General features: G+C 69.7%; 18 protein-coding genes. 13 read left to right on the forward strand and 5 right to left on the reverse strand.

Features of this window, described 5'->3' with window-relative positions; all coding sequences use genetic code 11:
• Nucleotides 1-16: 16 nt before the first annotated feature.
• Together STRCI_RS01310 and STRCI_RS01315 are read right to left on the reverse strand one after the other, a co-directional pair.
• Nucleotides 17-1,264 carry an oxygenase MpaB family protein gene (locus STRCI_RS01310; protein ID WP_269656911.1) on the reverse strand — a complete coding sequence of 416 codons (1,248 nt, stop codon included), beginning with the start codon at nt 1,262-1,264 and terminating at the stop codon, nt 17-19.
• Nucleotides 1,265-1,289: 25 nt separating this feature from the next.
• Entirely contained in the window at nt 1,290-2,525 is a 1,236-nt protein-coding gene (locus STRCI_RS01315) for an oxygenase MpaB family protein (protein ID WP_269656912.1), read from the reverse strand.
• Nucleotides 2,526-2,717: 192 nt separating this feature from the next.
• Here STRCI_RS01315 and STRCI_RS01320 point away from each other — a divergent pair, with 192 nt between their 5' ends.
• From STRCI_RS01320 to STRCI_RS01335, 4 genes are all read left to right on the forward strand, one after another.
• A complete protein-coding gene (locus tag STRCI_RS01320; RefSeq protein ID WP_269656913.1) occupies nt 2,718-2,921 on the forward strand; it encodes a hypothetical protein in 204 nt (67 codons plus the stop codon).
• A gap of 262 nt (nt 2,922-3,183) precedes the next feature.
• A complete protein-coding gene (locus STRCI_RS01325) occupies nt 3,184-5,001 on the forward strand; it encodes an AMP-dependent synthetase/ligase (RefSeq protein WP_269656914.1) in 1,818 nt (605 codons plus the stop codon).
• A 54-nt stretch (nt 5,002-5,055) separates the two neighbouring features.
• Nucleotides 5,056-5,676 carry a TetR/AcrR family transcriptional regulator gene (locus STRCI_RS01330; protein ID WP_269656915.1) on the forward strand — a complete coding sequence of 207 codons (621 nt, stop codon included), beginning with the start codon at nt 5,056-5,058 and terminating at the stop codon, nt 5,674-5,676.
• A gap of 37 nt (nt 5,677-5,713) precedes the next feature.
• Complete coding sequence (locus tag STRCI_RS01335; RefSeq protein WP_269656916.1) at nt 5,714-6,856, forward strand: acyl-CoA dehydrogenase family protein; 1,143 nt, start codon at nt 5,714-5,716, stop codon at nt 6,854-6,856.
• Between the two features lie 83 nt (nt 6,857-6,939).
• Here STRCI_RS01335 and mscL read toward each other — a convergent pair whose 3' ends face one another.
• The gene (gene mscL, locus STRCI_RS01340) at nt 6,940-7,386 is read right to left on the reverse strand and encodes a large conductance mechanosensitive channel protein MscL (RefSeq protein ID WP_269656917.1); all 447 of its coding nucleotides are present in this window, start codon (nt 7,384-7,386) and stop codon (nt 6,940-6,942) included.
• 291 nt (nt 7,387-7,677) lie between these two features.
• Here mscL and STRCI_RS01345 point away from each other — a divergent pair, with 291 nt between their 5' ends.
• The 3 genes from STRCI_RS01345 (at nt 7,678) to STRCI_RS01355 (ending at nt 9,672) form a co-directional block, all read left to right on the forward strand.
• On the forward strand, nt 7,678-8,247 hold the full coding sequence (locus tag STRCI_RS01345) for a hypothetical protein (protein ID WP_269656918.1): 570 nt from the start codon (nt 7,678-7,680) through the stop codon (nt 8,245-8,247).
• Between the two features lie 140 nt (nt 8,248-8,387).
• Nucleotides 8,388-8,960: a TetR/AcrR family transcriptional regulator gene (locus STRCI_RS01350; RefSeq protein WP_269656919.1), complete on the forward strand. Its 573-nt coding sequence runs from the start codon at nt 8,388-8,390 to the stop codon at nt 8,958-8,960.
• Nucleotides 8,961-9,000: 40 nt separating this feature from the next.
• Nucleotides 9,001-9,672: an enoyl-CoA hydratase-related protein gene (locus STRCI_RS01355; protein ID WP_269656920.1), complete on the forward strand. Its 672-nt coding sequence runs from the start codon at nt 9,001-9,003 to the stop codon at nt 9,670-9,672.
• Between the two features lie 28 nt (nt 9,673-9,700).
• Here STRCI_RS01355 and STRCI_RS01360 read toward each other — a convergent pair whose 3' ends face one another.
• Nucleotides 9,701-10,198 carry a MarR family winged helix-turn-helix transcriptional regulator gene (locus STRCI_RS01360; protein ID WP_269656921.1) on the reverse strand — a complete coding sequence of 166 codons (498 nt, stop codon included), beginning with the start codon at nt 10,196-10,198 and terminating at the stop codon, nt 9,701-9,703.
• Between the two features lie 75 nt (nt 10,199-10,273).
• Between STRCI_RS01360 and STRCI_RS01365 the strand changes: the two genes are divergently transcribed.
• The 4 genes from STRCI_RS01365 to STRCI_RS01380 all read left to right on the forward strand — a co-directional run bounded on the left by STRCI_RS01365 (nt 10,274) and on the right by STRCI_RS01380 (nt 14,310).
• Nucleotides 10,274-12,373 (forward strand): MMPL family transporter, encoded by a 2,100-nt coding sequence (locus STRCI_RS01365; RefSeq protein ID WP_269656922.1) that lies wholly within the window; start codon nt 10,274-10,276, stop codon nt 12,371-12,373.
• A 120-nt stretch (nt 12,374-12,493) separates the two neighbouring features.
• Nucleotides 12,494-12,721, forward strand: a complete 228-nt coding sequence (locus STRCI_RS01370; RefSeq protein ID WP_269656923.1) for a hypothetical protein — start codon at nt 12,494-12,496, stop codon at nt 12,719-12,721.
• 110 nt (nt 12,722-12,831) lie between these two features.
• Nucleotides 12,832-13,494: a DUF4232 domain-containing protein gene (locus tag STRCI_RS01375; protein WP_269656924.1), complete on the forward strand. Its 663-nt coding sequence runs from the start codon at nt 12,832-12,834 to the stop codon at nt 13,492-13,494.
• Between the two features lie 24 nt (nt 13,495-13,518).
• Complete coding sequence (locus STRCI_RS01380) at nt 13,519-14,310, forward strand: hypothetical protein (RefSeq protein ID WP_269656925.1); 792 nt, start codon at nt 13,519-13,521, stop codon at nt 14,308-14,310.
• Nucleotides 14,311-14,456: 146 nt separating this feature from the next.
• Here the strand turns inward: STRCI_RS01380 and STRCI_RS01385 are convergent, their stop codons facing one another.
• The gene (locus STRCI_RS01385) at nt 14,457-15,470 is read right to left on the reverse strand and encodes a LacI family DNA-binding transcriptional regulator (RefSeq protein WP_269656926.1); all 1,014 of its coding nucleotides are present in this window, start codon (nt 15,468-15,470) and stop codon (nt 14,457-14,459) included.
• Nucleotides 15,471-15,768: 298 nt separating this feature from the next.
• Here STRCI_RS01385 and STRCI_RS01390 point away from each other — a divergent pair, with 298 nt between their 5' ends.
• Both STRCI_RS01390 and STRCI_RS01395 read left to right on the forward strand, forming a co-directional pair.
• Nucleotides 15,769-17,073, forward strand: a complete 1,305-nt coding sequence (locus STRCI_RS01390) for an ABC transporter substrate-binding protein (protein WP_269656927.1) — start codon at nt 15,769-15,771, stop codon at nt 17,071-17,073.
• Between the two features lie 89 nt (nt 17,074-17,162).
• Nucleotides 17,163-18,161: a carbohydrate ABC transporter permease gene (locus tag STRCI_RS01395; RefSeq protein ID WP_269656928.1), complete on the forward strand. Its 999-nt coding sequence runs from the start codon at nt 17,163-17,165 to the stop codon at nt 18,159-18,161.
• Nucleotides 18,162-18,172: the final 11 nt, after the last annotated feature.

An 18,172-nucleotide genomic window follows, 5' to 3' on the forward strand; every position in this document is an offset into this window, starting at 1 on the left:
CCTGGCGCGCCACGGGTCATGATGGGCGGTTCATGTCCGGGATGTCGATGGCGATCCGCTGCCCTTCGGCGAGAAAGAGCAGGACGAACCGGCGCAGGGCCTCCTCCAGGGTCCAGGCGACCGTCGGGATGCCGGGGAGGGGGATCAGGCCCTCGCGGAAGGCGACGAGGAGCGGCCAGGCGGCGGCGATCACGGGCTTCAGAACCGGTTCCTGCGACAGGCCGATCATGTCGCCGACCCGGTCACCGAGCGTGTACCTGGAGAACGCGCTGATCAGGGGACGCGTCACGCCGGCGTCGAGTTCGGCCACGATGTCGAGGAGGACCTCGGCCAGCGCCTCGCCCTCACGGGTGTGGGCCAGGATCGGGACCAGGACCTGCCTGGACTGGGCGTTCGCCGCGTCCCAAGTGGCTGGAATGTACTCGTCGTTGACGCCGAGCATGGCCGCACTGACCTGCCACACGTGCAGGTACGCCTCCGCGTCGGCGGCACTGATCCGGACCTTCCACTCGACTAGCTTGCGCATGACAAACGTGGCCAGGCTGTGCCAGGTGACGAGGACGTCCGCCTGGCTGATGGGAATGGTCTGACCGCCGCTGGTGCGGGTCCAGTCCGGGGACTGAGGCAGCAGGTGCCGTACGGCCGCGTGCACCATCCGGGTCTTCACGGCGGTCACGATCATCGAGCCGTGCGGCTGGTAGGCGTCCAGGTCGCCGATGTCGTAGCCGAGTTTCGCGGTCTTGGCAACGCGGTCCTTCATGTCGGCGCCGCCCTTGGAGTAGTACACGGCGCGCGACTCGCGGGGGATGGCGGTGCTCATCAGGCCGCTGCCGAGTCCGTAGAGGGCGCCGACGTAGATTCCCTTGGTCTTGCTGAACTGTGCGCCGCGGTCGAGCTTCGCCCGGTCCGCCCAGGACGGCATTCGGCGGGCGTGTTCCATGAACTCCCGCAGATCCGAGGGGAGTCCGTCGGGCAGGGCCTGATCGTTGCGGGTCCACTGCCGCAGCAGTTCGTTGATCCTCGGCACATCGCCCCGGTCGAGCACGGCGGCGAGCACCGGGTCCGCCTCCTCGTCCCAGACCCATTCCGGGTCGATGCCCGCTCCCGCGCCCGCCACCGACGCGCTCGGCGACCACGTCCACAGGGAGCGCGCGGCCGCGGGAGAGGCCGCGGCGATCGCCCCGAAGGCGCCCAGGGCGCCGCCCGTCAGCAGCAGCTTGCGCCTGCCGACCTCGTGTCCGGATCGACTGCTGAACCCGTTCATCGCGTGAACTCCTCCTTGGATCGGATCAGTTGGAAACAGGCCGGTTGGTGTCGGGGATCTCGATCGCGGTGCCTTGCCCCTTGGTGAGGTAGAACAGGATGTACTGGCGTGCCGCCTCGTCGACCGTCCAGGCGAGCGGCGGGACCAGCGGCAGCGCGATCAGGCCCTCGCGGTAGGCCACCAGCTTCGGCCAGACGACCTCGATCGTCTTCTCCCAGAACGGCTCATGGGGGATGCGGTCCAGGTCCGCGACCCGGTCACCGACCAGATACCGGGCGAACGCGTTGACGAGCGGGCGGTCGATGCCGCCGGGGCTGGTCTGCTCGGCGAGCTGGCCCAGCAGGGTGTCGGTCAGTTCCACGCCTTCCCTGGTGGAGGTCAGAATCGGGTCGAGGACCTGCTTGGACTGGGCGTTGGCCGCGTTCCAGGTGGCGGGGATGTACTCGTCGCGGACGCCGAGCAGGTGGGCAGTCACCTGCCACACATGCAGGTAGGCCGCGGACTCGGCGGGGGTGACCTGGACCTTCCACTCCAGCAGCTTCTGCATGGCGTAGGTGGCGAGGCTGTGCCAGGTGACGAGGATGTCCGCCTGGCTGATGGGGATCGTCTGGCCGCCGCTGGTGCGGGTCCACTCCGGGGACTTGGGCAGCAGGTGCCGCACCGCCGCGTGCACCATGCGCGTCTTGACGGCCTGCACGATGCAGTCGCCGTCCGCCCGGTAGGCCTTGAGGTCACCGATGGCGAAGCCGAGCAGGCTCGTCTTGGCGACCCGGTCCTCCATGTCGGCGCCGCCCTTGGAGTAGTAGACGGAACGCGCCTCCCTGGGAATGGCCGTGCTCAGCATGCCGCCGCCGATGCCGTTGAGCACGTTGAGGTACAGGCTGCGGCCCTCGCTGAACTTCGCCGCCGCCTCCAGCTTGCCCCGGTCGGCCCAGGACGGCAGTTGGGCGGCCCTCGCCATGAAGTCCCTTACGTCCTGCGGCAGTCCGGCCGGTGGCGCCTGGTCGTTGCGGGTCCAGGTACGCAACTGCTCGTTGACCCTGGGCACATCGCCACGGTCGATCACGGCGGCGATGAGCCGGTCGGCCTCCTCGTCCCACACCCATTCCGGGTCGGCGCCCGCTCCCGCGCCCGCCACCGACGCGCTCGGCGACCACGTCCACAAGGAACGGGCGCCGGCCGGTGACGCGGCGCCCAGTGCGCCGAAGGCCCCCAGGGCCCCTCCCGCCAACAGCATCTTGCGCCTGCTGAGTCCGTCCATAGCTCTGAACTCCTCCTTGAGTTCGGCAGCCGGGATAGTCGCTCTGATACGCTGATACACAGTCAGAATCTTTGTTTCAACAGGGGAGCACAATCGGAGCCCGAGCGCCAGAGGCTTCACGGTCCCGGACGACGAGGTGGCCCTGCGTCTGCTCGATGCCGCCTACGAGCAGTTCTGCCGGACGGGGATCAGGTGCTCCACCATGGCGACGTCGCACGGCTCGCGCGGGTGTCCCGGATCACCGTCTACCGCCGGTTGGCCACCAAGGAAGTGCTGGTCGAGCAGGTGGTACGCCGTGAGTTCCGCCGGCACTTCGAACAGTTCACCGTCGAGATCCAGGACGCCGCGACCGTCGCGCACCGGGTCGTGGTGGGGTGCGGACCGCGTCGTAGATGAATGCCTCGGTCACTGTCGTCACACTTCCTCTCCGCCGCCCGTGCGGCGCGTGTCCGGCGCGGACAGGTAAGGGCACTACTGGCGCAGTGTCAATAGAGTCGACTTCGATTCAAATTGCTTTCAGTTAGCGAGAGTTGATGAGCAGGCGAGGCTCTCAGGCGTCTGTCCAAGCGCTTGCGATTGCTCTATTGACACCACGCCAAGAGCGGGTCCACTGTGGGGCCGCTGAAGCAGATCCGCTCCACGACGGAGGGAGCCCGCCGTGACCCCGGCAGAGCCGCTGCACCAGTCCACCGAGGGCCTGACCATCACCGGGCTGCTGCGCCGCAACGCACAGCAGTTCCCCGAGCGCCCCGCACTGACCACCGGTCCCGGCCCGGACGCGGGGACCCTGACCTGGACGCAGCTGCGCGCCGAGGTCGCCGCCCTCACCCGCGGCCTGACCGCACTCGGTCTGCGCCGGGGCGACCGCATGCTCATCTCCATGTCCAAACGCGCGGAGCACTGGGTCACGGACCTCGCCGCGATCCACATCGGCGCCCTGGCATGCAGCACCTATGACACGCTCAGCACCGAGCAGATCGGCACGCTGGCCCGGCACAGCGCGGCCACCGTCCTCGTCCTGGAGGGCGAGGAGCAACTGCGCCGGTGGCAGCCGGTCCTCAAGGACCTGCCGCACGTGCGGGCCGTGGTGCTCCTCGACTGGAGCGCCGCCCCCGTCGGCGACCCGCGCTTCGTCGCCTACTCGGCGGTGCGCGGCGCCCTGCCGCCCGACGACGCCGCGTTCGAGGAGCTCACGGACGCCGCCCGGCCCGACCATCCGCTGGCCCTGGTGTACACCTCGGGCACCACCGGCGAGCCCAAGGGCGTGGTGCTCACCCACCGCAACGTGATCCACGAGTCCCTGATGCAGGATCAGCTCGTGCCCGGCCCGGAGCATCCACGCACGGTCGCCTACCTGCCGATGGCACACATCGCCGAGCGGGTCCTCGGGATCTACCTGCCGATCTGCAACGCCGGCCACGTCACCATCTGTCCGGATCCGGCACAGCTCCTGCCGACGCTGCTCGCCGCCCTGCCGCACGGGTTCTTCGGCGTCCCGCGGGTCTGGGAGAACTTCGCCGCGGGCCTCCAGGCGAAGCTCGCGACGCTTCCCGACGCACAGGCCACGGCTGTCGCGCAGGCCCGGAAGACCGCCCTTGAGGTATATCGCCTGCGCTCGGCCGGCCAGGACATCCCCGCGGAGCTCGCCAAGAGCCTCGAACAGCTCGACGCCCAGGTGCTGGAGCCGCTCCGCGCCGCCATCGGATTCGGCGCGTGCCGCAGGGCGTTCAGCGGAGCGGCACCGATTCCCACCGGGGTACTGGAGTTCCTGGCGAGCGTGGGTCTCGCGGTGTACGAGGTGTGGGGTCTGAGCGAGACCACGGGCGCCGCGACGGTCAGCACGCCCGAGGTGTTCGCGCTCGGCTCGGTCGGGCGGGCCGGTCCCGGTATCGAGGTCAAGGAAGCCCCGGACGGTGAACTCCTGGTCCGCGGCCCCGTCGTCTTCGCCGGGTACCTCCAGGCCGACGGCCGCATCGAGCCCGCGACCGACCCTGAGGGCTGGCTGCCCACCGGCGACGTCGGATCGGTCGACTCACGGGGCATCGTCGCCGTCACCGACCGCAAGAAGGAGATCATCATCACCGCCGGCGGCAAGAACATCGCCCCGACGAAGATCGAGTCCCTGCTGCGGGCGCACCCGCTCATCGCGCAGGCCGTCGCGATCGGCGACCGGCGCCGCTACCTCACCGCGCTCCTGGTGCTCGACGAGGAGACTGCCCCGCTGTGGGCGAAGGCCAACGGGATCACCGAACCGGGCCTTACGGAACTGGCCCGCCATCCCACCGTGCTCGCGGCCCTGGACACCGCCATCGAGCACGCCAACTCGGTGCTCTCCAGGGCCGAACAGGTCAAGCGGTACCGGGTCCTGGCCGGGCCGTGGACCGCGGAATCCGGCGAGCTGACCCCGAAGCTGAGCCTGCGCCGCAAGGCCATCGACCAGCGGCACGCCGACACGATCGAGTCGATGTACACATAGAGCCCGGTCCACGGGATCCGTCATCGACAGCACCACAACGAGAGGAATGACGCCATGGTCGATCAGCGCCAGGCACCGCGTCGCAGGATGGAGCCGGACGCCCGGCGGGCGGAGATCCTCTCCGTCGCGCGCAGGCTGTTCGGCGCCAACAGCTACGCGTCGGTGTCCACTTCGGACATCGCGGCCGAGGCCGGTGTGGCCCGCGCGCTGATCAACCACTACTTCGGCGGCAAACGACAGCTCTACCTGGACGTCGTACGGCAGATGATGGTCGTCCCCGCCTCCGTCTCGGAACGGCTGCCGCCCACCACCCCCGAGGAACGCCTGTCGATCTGTGTCGACCGGTGGCTCGAAGTCGTCGAGCGCAACCGGGACATGTGGCTCTCCGCGATCGGGCTCGAATCGCTCGGCAACGACCCCGAGATCGACCAGATCATGCTCGAAGCCGACGAGATCGCCACCGACCGGATCCTCGAAGCCGCCATGATGACCGACGTCACCGAGGCAACGCCCAAGCTCCGGGCGATGATTCGCGCCCACAGCAGCATGCTCAAGGCCGCCTCCCGCGAATGGCTGGTGCGCGGCACCCTCAGCCGCAGCGATCTGCACGTGATGCTGACCCGCACCGTGCTCCACCTGCTCAACACGGTCCATCCCGCCGTACGGGACGACTGAGCGCCGCTGGTCACCCTGCCCTCAGGAGAGGAACCCCATGCCCCGAGTCCTGTCGGACGAACGCCGCGACCTGGTCAAGGCGATAGCCGACTTCTGCCGCCGCGAGTGCGGCACGAAGGAACAGCGCGACAAGCTCACGGCCAACGGCCAGGAACAGCACAACCAGCGGCTCTACGAGAAGATGGCGGCCCTCGGCTGGCTGAGCATCGCCGTCCCGGAGGAGTACGACGGCGCGGGCCGCGGCATGGTGGACCTCTGTCTCTTCCTCCAGGGGACGGCCTACGGGCGGGCGCCCATCAGCGGCTTCGGAACCACCGTCATCGCCGCCGCCGCTTACGAGAAGTTCGGCACCGAGCAGCAGAAGCGCGTCGTCCTCCAGGGCGTGACACGGGGCCGGGTCGAGGCCATCTCGATGTCCGAGCCGGGCGCGGGCTCCGACGTGGGCGCCCTCACCTGCCGGGCCGACCGCGCCGCCGGCGGCTATCTGCTCAACGGCCAGAAGACCTGGTGCTCCAACGCCCACTTCGCCGACCACATCCTGCTCGTCGCCCGCACCGGGCAAGGGGACTCCAAGCACCAGGGCCTCACTCAGTTCATGGTGCCGACCGACGCAGAGGGCCTCCGGATCAGGGGCATCGACACCATGGGCGGCAAGGACGTCAACGACCTCTACTTCACGGACTGCTTCATCCCCGACTCCGCGGTCGTCGGCGCGCCCGGGCAGGGCTGGAGCCAGCTGATGGCCGGGCTGAACCTGGAGCGCATGATCCTCGCCGCGTTGATGCTGGGCGTGGCCCAGCGGGCCTTCGACGACACGCTGCAATACGTGCGCCAGCGCGAGCAGTTCGGCCGTCCGATCGGCTCGTTCCAGACACTCAAGCACCGCATCGCCGACATGGCCACCGAGCTCGAGTGCGCCCGACTGCTCCTGGACGACGTCGCCGCGGCGATCGACGCCGAACCCGACCGCATGTTCGCCCGCGAAGCGTCCATGGCCAAGCTGAAGTGCACCGAACTCGCCAAGCACGTCACCCTGGAGGGCATGCAGATGATGGGCGGCTACGGCTACGCCACGGAGTACGGCATGGAGGCCCTGCTGCGGCAGACCGTCGTGTCCACGGTGTACGGCGGCACCAGCGAGATCCAGCGCGACATCATCGGCAGGACATACGGGCTGTAGGTGGCCGAAAGGTGTCCAGTGCGCCGGACACCTCGGCGAGGACGACGTCCCCGGCCTGGTCCAGATCCCCGCGGCAGCGAGGGTCAGCCGACGGAGGTCGTCACCTGTGCGGGGAATCCGGGACGGCCCGCCAGCTCGGAGGTGCAGAACGCGCACCGCACGGCCGCCGCGGGCACCGTGCTGAGGCAGTCCGGGCAGTCGGACTTGGCCACGGGCTGGTCCTTGACCGGGTTGAACCGCGCCTGGAGCCGGCCCACGGGCACCACGACGGCGAAGTAGATCACGGCGGCGACGAGCACAAAGCTGATCAGGGCGTTCAGGAAGGCGCCGTAGGGGAAGTCAGTCCCCCCGACGGTGAAGGCCTGCTTGCTGAAGTCGCCGACCGCGCCGGTCGCCACGCCGATCAGCGGCGTGAGGAACGCGGTGACGAAGCCGGTGACGACGGCGGTGAACGCGGCGCCGATGACGATGCCGACCGCCAGGTCGACCACATTGCCGCGCAGCAGGAACGAGCGAAATCCCTGGAACACCAAGTACTCCTGAAATGGGGTGTGTTGAGAATGTTGAGACAGCTAGGGCACGGCGGCCGGATGGTCGCCGGCGGGTAATGCTGCCCGGCGACTTCTCCGCGCGTCCAACCGCCTCACTCGTTCCGGTGAAAGCGCCCTGCCGATGGTCTGAGCGTCGTACAGACATCGCATCAGAACCCCTGACTCCGCAGGCCAGAGAACGTGTGTGCGAGGATCCGGGTCCAAGATGCGCAACACCGACCCGGACCGGCTCACCGGTGCCCGGTCACCAGGCACCGAGAGAAGAACCGCATGCGTACCACCGTGGCCAGGGCCCGACTCCTCGTCACCGCCGCTGGCCTGGCCCTTGTCGTCGGCTGCGGCGGCGCCGAGCCCTCCACCCCGGCCGCGGCCTCCCCGGCGCCCTTCGACCAGCGGGCCGTGCGGGCCGACCTGGAAGCGGCCGTCGCGGTCGCCGGCCTGCCCGAGGGCAGGACGAAGGTGGAAGCCGGAGAGTCGCCGGGCCCGGGAGCGACGAACAAGGAACGGAAGCTGGCCGCGCTCACGGCACGCCTCTCGCCCTGCACGGTCTCCTGGTTCCATCACCAGACGGGCGCCTCCGACCAGGACCGTATGCGAGGGAATCTGGACGTCGCCCTCTCGGACCTGGTGGCACGCGGCTGGAAGAAGACCGGCGCCGACGACGAGGTGCCGCTCGGGGACGACGGCACGCATTTCATGGCCACCTACAAGAAGCGGGGCTGGACCCTTCACGCCCGGCACAGCACGCTCGCGACCTGGAGCGACTCCTCCGCCGTGGCCACGGAGGACACCTGCTTCGACCGGCTCACCGACGAGGAGACGGCCCTCTTGGAGCGCTGAGCCCTCGCCGCACCCCCTTGCACGTTCTATGCCATCCCCCATAAGTTACCGGCAGGTAGGCCCCACGGGGGGCCTCTCCCACTCTGTCGTCGGGAAGGTGGTGGGCGGTGAGTCCGCGCAGGAGTGACAGTCGGGACCGGATGATCCTCAGTGCTGCCGCGTTGCTGCGTGAGTCCGGCGCGAGCGCGACCAGTATCGACCGGGTGCTCGCACACAGCGGGGCCCCGCGCGGGTCGGTGTACCACCACTTCCCCGGCGGGCGGGCGCAGCTCATCGACGAGGCGGTGGCTCTGGCCGGGGACTTCATCGCCGGGCTCATCGAAGCCGCCATGGAGGTCGACGACCCGGTCGAGGCCGTCGACGCGTTCTTCGCCCTGTGGCGCGACCGGCTCGTGGAGAGCGCATTCCGGGCGGGCTGCCCGATCACGGCGGTCGCCGTCGAGACCAACGACGACGCGCCCCAGCTCGCCCGCTCCGCCGCCGCCGTCTTCGCCCGCTGGCAGCAAGCGCTCGCGGCGCTCTTCCTCCGGCACGGCGTCACCGAGGAGCGGGGCCGCAGGCTCGCCGCGTTCATCATCGCCGCCGTCGAGGGCGCGGTGATCATGTGCCGGGCCGAGCGGAGCACCGCGCCGCTGGAGGCCGTGGCCACCGAGATCCACGACCTCCTCGTCCACGCCCTGCCCCGCCACGACGGGACCGCACCCCGTACCTGATCCGTTCAGCAGCTCCACCCGCGCACCCGAAGGAGTCACCATGCCCTCGCTCGACCGCCAGGACAACGTCTTCGTCCTCGACCTGGGAGACGGAGAGAACCGCTTCCACCCCGACTGGATCACCGCTGTCGGTGCCGCCCTCGACGAGGTGGAGAAGGCGGAGGGCCCCCGCGCCCTGGTCACCGCCGCCACGGGCAAGTTCTACTCCAACGGCCTCGACCTGGACTGGCTGTTCGCCCACGCCGACCAGCACCTGGACTACGTCGTCTCGGTCCATGAGCTGTTCGCGCGGATGCTGTCGCTGCCGGTCATCACCGTGGCCGCGTTGCAGGGGCACACCTTCGCCGCCGGCGCGATGCTCTCCCTCGCCCACGACTTCCGCGTCATGCGCGCCGACCGCGGCTTCTGGTGCCTGCCCGAGGCGGACATCAACATCCCCTTCACCCCCGGCATGGCGGCGCTCATCCAGTCCCGCCTGGCACCCCAGTCCGCCCACGAGTCCATGGTCACCGCCCGCCGCTACGGCGGCTCGGACGCCGCGGCCGCCGGGATAGTCGACCACGCGGTCGCCGAGGAAGCGGTGCGTTCCACCGCCGTAGAGATCGCGGCGGCACTGGCGGGCAAGGCCGGCGACACCCTCGGCACCATCAAGGCCCGTATGTACGCCCCGGCGCTGACCACCCTCCGCGAGACGACCAACCCGCTCGGCTGACCGTCGTCGCCTCGATCACCACACTCCGCTAGTCGGAGTCCTGGCGCAGGAGGACCAGCTCCCGGTTCATCTCGGCCAGGAACCGTACGACCACACCCAGCTCTTCAGGGGTGAAGCGGCCGCGCGCCGTATCGGTGCTGTGGGCCAGGGGCCTGAAGTAGTCCCGGGCGAGGCGCTTGCCCGCCGCCGCGTAGTGCAGGTGCACCACGCGGCGGTCGTCGACGGCGCGCACTCGCCGCACATGCCCTGCCCGCTCCAGTCGGTCGATGCACGCGGTCATCGCACCGGAGGTGAGATTGAGCTGCCTGCGCAGCCGGCCGGGAGTCATGGGGCCGTCGTCGGGGTCGGCGTCCAGCACGGCGATCAACGCCTGGACGTCGGTCAGATGCAGCCCCTGGGCATGGGCGAACTCCTGAGCGATCCGGTTGAACTCGCCGTTCATCCGGCGCAGGAGAACGGCGAAGGACTGCAACCCTGTCGGGTCATCTCCCAGAAGAGGCAGCGCGGGCGTGCCGGGATCGCTCATGACCCCCAGTATAAAGTCGCTCGATGATTGAGATACTTTGCCATCGACATACTTCGTCGACTGCTGGGGACCTTCATGAACATCGCACCGCGCTGGGCCCGGTGGCTGGTGCCGCTCGCCCTGTTGCTCGTCTGGCTGGGCGTGGGCGGCGCGCTCGGCCCCTACGCGGGCAAGCTGGGCGAGGTGGCCACCAACGACCAGGCCGCGTTCCTGCCGCAGAGTGCCGAGTCCACCCAAGTGCTCAAGGCCCGCGAGGCGTTCGATCAGTCCGAGACCCTGCCCGCCGTCGTGGTCTGGACGGCGGACGGGCAACGGATCAGCGCGGCGCAACTGAGCACCGCCACCCGCGCCCTCGGCTCCCTCGCCGGACAGCCCGGCTTCGTGGGCACGCCGTCACCCGCCTCGCTCTCCACGGACGGTCGCGCGATGCAGGCCGTCGTCCAACTGGAACCGGACCTGGGCGACGAACTGCCCACGGCACTGGACGGGATACGGAACGCGGCAGAGGGCGTGGCGGGAGCCACGGCGCAGATCGCCGGACCGGCGGCGAGCCAGGCCGACCTGTCCGACGCCTTCGCGGGCATCGACGGCCTGCTGCTGGGCGTGGCGCTCGGCGCGGTGCTGCTGATCCTGCTCCTGGTCTACCGCAGCGTCCTGCTGCCCTTCCTGATCATCCTCAGCTCGGTGTTCGCACTCGGGCTGGCCTGCGCGGTCGTCTACGCGCTCGCGGAGCAGGACGTGGTCCGGGTCGACGGACAGGTACAGGGCATCCTGTCGATCCTGGTGATCGGCGCGGCCACCGACTACGCCCTGCTGCTCGCCGCGCGCTTCCGCGAGGAACTCGCCGCGAGCGAGGACCGCGTCACGGCCGCGATGGCCGCCGTACGCCGCTCCTTCGGCGCCATCACCGCCAGCGCCGCCACCGTGGCCCTCGGACTGCTCGCCCTGCTCGCCAGTGACCTCACCAATAACCGCGCCCTCGGACCGGTCGGCGCCATCGGCATCGGATGTGCCGTACTCGCCACGCTCACCTTCCTGCCCGCCGTGCTGGCACTGCTGGGCCGCACCGCCTACTGGCCGTCCCGGGCGAAGCCCGCGGCGGGCGGCAGTGGGGTGTGGCGCCGGGTCGCCGCGACGGTGAACCGCCGGCCGCGGCTGACCTGGATGGTGACCGCCCTCGTCCTGGGCACCCTCGCGGCCTTCTCCCCCGCCCTCTCCTCCAAGGGCGTGCCCCTCGACGAGATCTTCGTGAACGACGCGCCCTCGGTCGCCGCGCAGCGCACGCTCGGCGCGCACTTCCCCGGCGGGTCCGGCAACCCCGCGATCATCATCGCCGACGCCGACCGGGCCACCGAGGTGACCGCCGCCGCCACGGCCACCTCTGGCGTGGCCTCGGCCGACGCGGTCTCCGCCACCGGACAGCCCAGTGCGGCCGAGCTGCTCGTCGTCGACGGACGCGTCCGCATCGACGCCACCCTGCACGCCGCCGCGGACAGCGACGAGGCCAAGGAGACGATTCGGCGGCTGCGCGCGAACGTACACGCGGTCTCCGGGGCGGACGCCCTGGTCGGCGGGTACACGGCGCAGCAGTACGACACCCAGCGGACCGCCGCCCGCGACCGGACGGTCATCGTGCCGATCGTGCTGGCCGTCATCCTGCTGATCCTGATGGCGCTGCTGCGCTCGCTGCTCGTACCCGTGCTGCTGGTCGCGACCGTCGCGCTCAACTTCCTGGCCACGCTGGGGGTTTCGGCGCTCGTCTTCGAGCATCTCCTCGGGTTCAGCGGCACGGACGCCTCGGTACCGCTGTACGGGTTCGTGTTCCTTGTGGCGCTCGGCGTGGACTACAACATCTTCCTCATGTCCCGGGTCCGGGAGGAGACCTTGGTCCACGGCAACCGGCGAGGGGTGCTGCGCGGGCTGACCACGACCGGCGGGGTGATCACCTCGGCGGGTGTGGTCCTCGCGGCGACGTTCGCGGCCCTGATGGTGATTCCGCTGGCCTTCCTGGTGCAGATCGCCTTCATCGTCGCCTTCGGGGTACTGCTGGACACGCTCGTCGTCCGGTCGCTGCTGGTGCCCGCCCTGGTGATCGACATCGGGCCCAAGGCGTGGTGGCCGAGCGCGCCGGCCCGCGGCACCGCGCAGACGGCACAGCACGCCACGAAGGCCTGACGGAGGACCCTGCCGTGAGAGCCAACGGGGTGTCCCCGGCGGTGTCGGGCGGCCCGTGGAGGAAGCGTTCGGCCATGCTGGGGCAGCGTGACACCCCGTTCTCGCGACAAGGAGCACCGTATGTCCACAGACCCGGTCGGACGCTTCCTCACAGCCCTGGACCCGGATCATCGCGAGGCCGTCGGCGCCAAGCCGCGCCAGGAGCAGGAGCGGCTCGCGGCGGCCTGGGAACGGGAACTGGAATCGGACGACGAGCTCGACACCCTCGACGAACTCTCACCGCCGGCGGCGGAAGAGGAGGCGGCCCGGCGCGTCATGGAGCGCGAAATCGGCCAGCGGCCGCTGTGACAGTGTCACAAACATGTTCGCAGACAGATCTTTGTCGGTGCGAGCGGATGGCGACGCCGGTTCCATGAGGCACGATCACCGGGACATTCCAACTTCCCGGGGGACTCCTCATGGCTCACACCACTCGTCCGAGACGCACCGCTGCCGTACTCGCGCTCCTCTCCCTCAGCATCGTGGCGCTGACCGCCTGCAACGGCGACGGTGAGACCGACGCGGCCGCCCCGAGCAAGGCGGCGAGCGCGTCCCCCGCGGGCGCCGACAAGGACGCCGACACTCCCGCGACCACCGACCCGGGTGACGACAGCGGCAGCTCCGCGGACAGCGGTGGCGCCACCCCGTCCGCGGAGCCCGGCGCCGACGACGATCAGGACGGAGGCGTGGGCATGTGCGAGACCACGGACCTGAGCTACGACGTCACCGTCGCCTCCAAGCCCGTCAACCACGCACTGCTGACAGCGACGAACAAGGGCGCCGATGCATGCCTGCTGGCGCCCAACGAACTCGTGATCACCATCCCGGAACTCGACGGCTCGGCCGAGCACATGGGCCCCGACACCGAGGACTGGATCCTCAAGCCCGGCGAGCGCGCCTACGCCGGCATCATGTTCTCCCGCGCCGACACCGCGGGCGGCAAGAGCACCGACAAGGTGGAAGTCACCCTCAGCGCCGCCGAGACCCCGGCGACCGTCGTGATCAACGGCGGCCCCGTCACCGTCAACGACATGCAGGCCACCAGCTTCCTCGGCACCGCCGAGGACGCGCTCACCTACTGAGCCTCTCCCGATATCCTCGCGGACGTGATCTCCGAGGGAACACCGGACATGGCCGAGAGCGCTCCGACGACGGCCCGGCTGCGGGATGTACTGAACCGTGCCGGGCGCGTCGTGATCGTCGAGGGGCCACCTCACGAGGCCGAGTCCGGCGATCTGGCGCGGACCGTGGTGACCGGTGCCGAGATCGCCGACCTGGCCGATCTGCTGGCCCTGGTGGACGGCGGTACCGGTGACCGGTGCCGGTGCCTCGGCTGGCCGACGATCATGGTTCACGATGTGAACGGCGAGCTGATCGCCTGCTGGACCCTGCACCATCAGTCCGGCCTGCGAGGGCTCGGTGACTGCGACGCCGACCTGCGTGACGGCCCCGCGCTCACCGCTTGGCTGGCGGAGCGGGGACTGACCGGATCGCGGGAGGTCCAGGCCCAGTTGGCCGTACAGCAGACCGAGGCCGACCGGCGCCGGACGCGCTGGGTCCAGGCCGCTCCCGCCGGGCTGTCGGACGCGGCCGCGGACGTGGCCCGTACGCCGGGGCGCGACCGTGAAGCCTGGTCACGTCAACTTCAGGACGCCGGTGACCGACTCGCCGCTCTCCTCCAAGACCGCTGTCCCGATCCGATGGAGCGGATTCGCGTCCTGCTGGCCTGGGCCGGGATCCCGGCCAGAGAGTCCGGCGGTCTGATGTGGTACGACAGGGCGGTGCAACGGCTGCTCCTGGCCGAGGATCCTGAGCTCCTCCTCGCCGCCCTCATCGCACAGCCTCCCCACCCGGCCCAACTCGACGGGGCGGCCCAGTTGTTCGGCTCGCTGGAGTGAACCACAGCACACGGCAGGCAACTCCCCGAGCCGCTGAGTTCGACGCTGACCCGCCACATCCAGGCAGCCGGCACCGACGCCATGCGGTTCCGGCTGGATCACGGCTACTACGGCGCTGAAGAACCCGCCTGACCGCGGGACATCGGTCAGGACGACTCCCGCACCACCAGCTCCGTGGGCAGCGTCATGTGCTGTCGGTCCGCGTCGTGGAGGGTGATGTCGGTGAGGATCCGGGCCATGGTGCGGCCCACCTCCTCCACCGGCTGACGCACCGTCGTCAGGGGCGGGTTGGTGTGGCGGGCGAGGATGGAGTCCTCGAAGCCGACCACGGCGACGTCGTCGGGGATGCGGCGTTTCTGGCGGCGCAGTTCGGCCAGCGCGCCGACCGCCATGAGATCCGAGGCGGCGAAAACGGCGTCCAGGTCCGGGATGCGTTCGAGAAGCGAACGCATCGCGCGGCCACCGCTCTCCTCGGTGAAGTCGCCCTCCTCGATGAGGAGTTCACTCGGGGACAGTCCCGCCTCCTGGTGGGCGGCGCGCCAGCCGGCCAGCCGGCTGCGGGCGACGTCCATGTCCAGCGGACCGGTGATCGTGGCGATCCGCGTCCGCCCGCGGCCCAGGAGGTGCCGGACCGCCGCGGCCGCTCCCCCGGCGTTGTCGGACTCCACATAGCTCAGCTGCTCGTCCGCCCCGCGGCGGCCGGCCAGCACCGTGGGCAGGCCCAGTTCCTCCAGCATGCCCGGCAGCCGGTCGTCGGTGTGGACGGAGACCAGCAGGACGCCGTCGACGCGGCGGGTCGCCACCGACTCGGTCAGCTGGTCCCGTTCCGCCTGGTCACGGACGAGCATCAACTGGAGCTGGGTGCGGCTCTCGGCCAGCGCCGCGCTCACCCCGCGGATCAGCGCGGCGAAGAACGGCTCCGAGCCGAGCCGGCTCTCGGACTCCGGGATCACCAGGGCCACCGCGTTGGTCCGGCTGGTCACCAGGCCCCGGGCGACCGAGTTGGGAACGTAGTTGAGCTCCTTGATCGCCGCGAGCACCCTGGCCCGGGCGTCGGCGCTCACCAGATCCGAGCCGTTCACGACCCGGGACACCGTCGTACGGCCGACACCGGCACGGGCGGCGACCGTCTTGATCGTGGGACGGCGGTTCCCCGGCATGTGCTCCCCTCCTCGGCAGCCGCGGCGGCGGTGCCGCGGACGTGGCCAGCGACGATTCTTGCAGACGCCGCCTGCGCGGAGCATCCCACGGACCCTCGGGAACGCGCACCGGTCGCGGCGTCGGACGGGCAGTTGCGTTCAAGTCATTGACATAAGCGTTCGTCGGCGCGAGTCTTCCGTTCGGCGGTGGGCACGTTCCCACCCCGCGTTGGGAACGTACCCACCGCTTTTTGAGCCGCTGTAGTCATCGCAGAAGTCATTGCTCCGATGTGTCAGCGTCGCCGCTAGGAGGAGATCCATGGGCAGTCCCGGTTCCATGCGCACGAAGGTGGTGGCGGCAGCCGCGGCCGTCGCCGCGCTGTCACTCGTCGTCGGATGCAGCGGCAACGACTCGGTCACGGGTGGTGGCAAGAAGGACGGCAAGGTCACCATCACGATGGGCATGTTCGGGGTGATGGGCTTCAAGGAGTCGGGCCTCCTGGAGCAGTACATGAAGGAGAACCCGAACGTCGAGATCAAGGCCGACATAGCCGGTGACGAGCAGACGTACTACACCGCGCTCCAGACGCATCTCGCCGCCGGGAACGGTCTGAAGGACATCCAGGGCATCGAGATCGGCCGGGCCAAGGAGATCACCGAGACCCAGGCCGACAAGTTCGCCGACTTCTCGAAGGTGGCGGGCACCGACCACTTCCTGCCCTGGAAGCAGTCGCAGGTCACGACCAAGGACGGCAAGGTTCTCGGGCTCGGCACCGACAGCGGCCCGATGGCCGTCTGCTACCGCAAGGACTACTTCGAGAAGGCGGGCCTGCCCACCGACCGCGAGAAGGTGTCCAAGCTGTGGGCCGGGGACTGGAACAAGTACGTCGAGGTCGGCCGCACCTTCAAGAAGGACTTCAAGGGTGACGGCGTCTCCTACATGGACTCGGCCAGCGGCCTGTACAACGCCATGGTCTACGGCTACTCCGAGCAGTACTACGACGAGCAGGGCGAGCTGATCTACGACAAGAACCCGGCCGTCAAGGAGGCCTGGAACCTGTCCGCGGACGCCGCCGAGGAGGGCCTGAGCGCCAAGCTCCGTCAGTTCCAGCCCGGTTGGGACCCCGGCCTGGCCAACGGCACCTTCGCCACCGCGACCTGCCCGGCGTGGATGCTGAGCCACATCAGCGAGAAGGCCGGTGAGAAGAACAAGGGCAAGTGGGACGTCGCCAAGGCCCCCAAGGGCGCCAACTGGGGCGGTTCCTTCCTCGGCGTGATGGAGGCCAGCCCCGTCAAGGAGGAGGCCGCGAAGCTCGTCGCGTGGCTGACAGCGCCGGAGCAGCAGGCCTACATCTTCGAGAAGCTGGGCAACTTCCCCTCCTCGCAGGCCGCGTTGGAGCGCGAGGACGTCAAGAACATCACCTCGGAGTACTTCAGCGGCGCACCGCTCGGCGAGATCTTCGGCGCCGCCGCGCAGGACATCCCGGACAAGCAGGTCCTCGGCCGCAAGGACGGCACGATCAAGGACACCTTCTCCCAGGGTCTGGCGCTGGTCGAGCAGGGCACCGAGCGCGACAAGGCCTGGAACACCACGACTGAGCGCATCGAGAAGGCCGTCGGCTGATCCGCCGGTCCTCCGGACACCCGGGCCCGCACACCTCCGCGGGCCCGGGGCCGCCCGGCTGACACACCCGCACTCAGGAAGGAAGTCCGGTGGCCACCTCCACCACCAACGCCCTGGCCGGCGAGGAGCGTCCGCGCCCGTCCTCGAAGTCGGGCGGCGACGGCACCGGCCGCGGCCGGCGCGGCGCGCTGCTGCACCGGCTCGACGTCAAGGGCGCGCCGTACGCGTTCGTCGCGCCGTTCTTCGTCGTGTTCGCCGCGTTCAGTTTCTACCCGCTGATCTACACCTCGTGGATCTCCCTGCACCGCGTCGAACTGGCCACGCTCAACTCGATGGAGTGGCTGGCCTTCGACAACTACATCAATCTCTGGAACGACTCGCGGTTCTGGAACGCGCTCCAGAACACCATCACGATCGGCGTCATCTCCACGGTGCCCCAGCTGCTGATGGCGCTCGGTCTGGCGCACCTGCTCAACTACAAGATGCGCGGTTCGCTCTTCTTCCGCGTCGCCTCGCTGGTCCCCTACGCCACCTCGGTCGGTGCCGCCGCGCTCGTCTTCACGATGCTCTTCGAGCGCGACTTCGGCATGATCAACTGGGGGCTCGGGCTGGTCGGTCTCGACCCGCTGGACTGGGAGGCCGACAAATGGCCCGCCCAGGCCGCGATCTCCTCCATCGTCATCTGGCGCTGGACCGGCTACAACGCGCTGCTCTACCTGGCCGCCATGCAGGCCATCCCCGCCGAGCGGTACGAGGCCGCCTCGCTGGACGGCGCCTCGCGGTGGAAGCAGTTCACCCACGTCACCGTGCCCGGGATCCGCTCCACGATCGTCTTCACCATCGTGCTCTCCACGATCGGCGCGACCCAGCTCTTCGGTGAGCCGCTCATCTTCGGCCAGGGCCCGAACGGTGTCACCGGCGGCGCGGACAACCAGTACCAGACGCTGGGCCTGCTGCTGTACGAGGAGGGCTGGAAGAACTACCAGATGGGGCGCGCGGCGTCCGTCGCCTGGGCGATGTTCCTGCTGCTCGTGCTCGTCTTCGTGGTGCAGCGCCTGATCGCGCGGCTGCGTTCCCGTACGTCCTGACCTGGAGCCGA

The sequence above is a fragment of the Streptomyces cinnabarinus genome (genome assembly GCF_027270315.1).
Classification (GTDB): domain Bacteria; phylum Actinomycetota; class Actinomycetes; order Streptomycetales; family Streptomycetaceae; genus Streptomyces; species Streptomyces cinnabarinus.

Excerpts from the sequence above, each read along its gene's own strand:
- STRCI_RS01310 (WP_269656911.1), bottom strand. The coding sequence starts at position 1,264 with ATGAACGGGTTCAGCAGTCGATCCGGACACGAGGTCGGCAGGCGCAAG.
- STRCI_RS01315 (WP_269656912.1), bottom strand. The coding sequence starts at position 2,525 with ATGGACGGACTCAGCAGGCGCAAGATGCTGTTGGCGGGAGGGGCCCTG.
- STRCI_RS01330 (WP_269656915.1), top strand. The coding sequence starts at position 5,056 with ATGGTCGATCAGCGCCAGGCACCGCGTCGCAGGATGGAGCCGGACGCC.
- STRCI_RS01335 (WP_269656916.1), top strand. The coding sequence starts at position 5,714 with ATGCCCCGAGTCCTGTCGGACGAACGCCGCGACCTGGTCAAGGCGATA.
- STRCI_RS01345 (WP_269656918.1), top strand. The coding sequence starts at position 7,678 with ATGCGTACCACCGTGGCCAGGGCCCGACTCCTCGTCACCGCCGCTGGC.
- STRCI_RS01350 (WP_269656919.1), top strand. The coding sequence starts at position 8,388 with ATGATCCTCAGTGCTGCCGCGTTGCTGCGTGAGTCCGGCGCGAGCGCG.
- STRCI_RS01355 (WP_269656920.1), top strand. The coding sequence starts at position 9,001 with ATGCCCTCGCTCGACCGCCAGGACAACGTCTTCGTCCTCGACCTGGGA.
- STRCI_RS01360 (WP_269656921.1), bottom strand. The coding sequence starts at position 10,198 with ATGAGCGATCCCGGCACGCCCGCGCTGCCTCTTCTGGGAGATGACCCG.
- STRCI_RS01365 (WP_269656922.1), top strand. The coding sequence starts at position 10,274 with ATGAACATCGCACCGCGCTGGGCCCGGTGGCTGGTGCCGCTCGCCCTG.
- STRCI_RS01370 (WP_269656923.1), top strand. The coding sequence starts at position 12,494 with ATGTCCACAGACCCGGTCGGACGCTTCCTCACAGCCCTGGACCCGGAT.
- STRCI_RS01375 (WP_269656924.1), top strand. The coding sequence starts at position 12,832 with ATGGCTCACACCACTCGTCCGAGACGCACCGCTGCCGTACTCGCGCTC.
- STRCI_RS01385 (WP_269656926.1), bottom strand. The coding sequence starts at position 15,470 with ATGCCGGGGAACCGCCGTCCCACGATCAAGACGGTCGCCGCCCGTGCC.
- STRCI_RS01390 (WP_269656927.1), top strand. The coding sequence starts at position 15,769 with ATGGGCAGTCCCGGTTCCATGCGCACGAAGGTGGTGGCGGCAGCCGCG.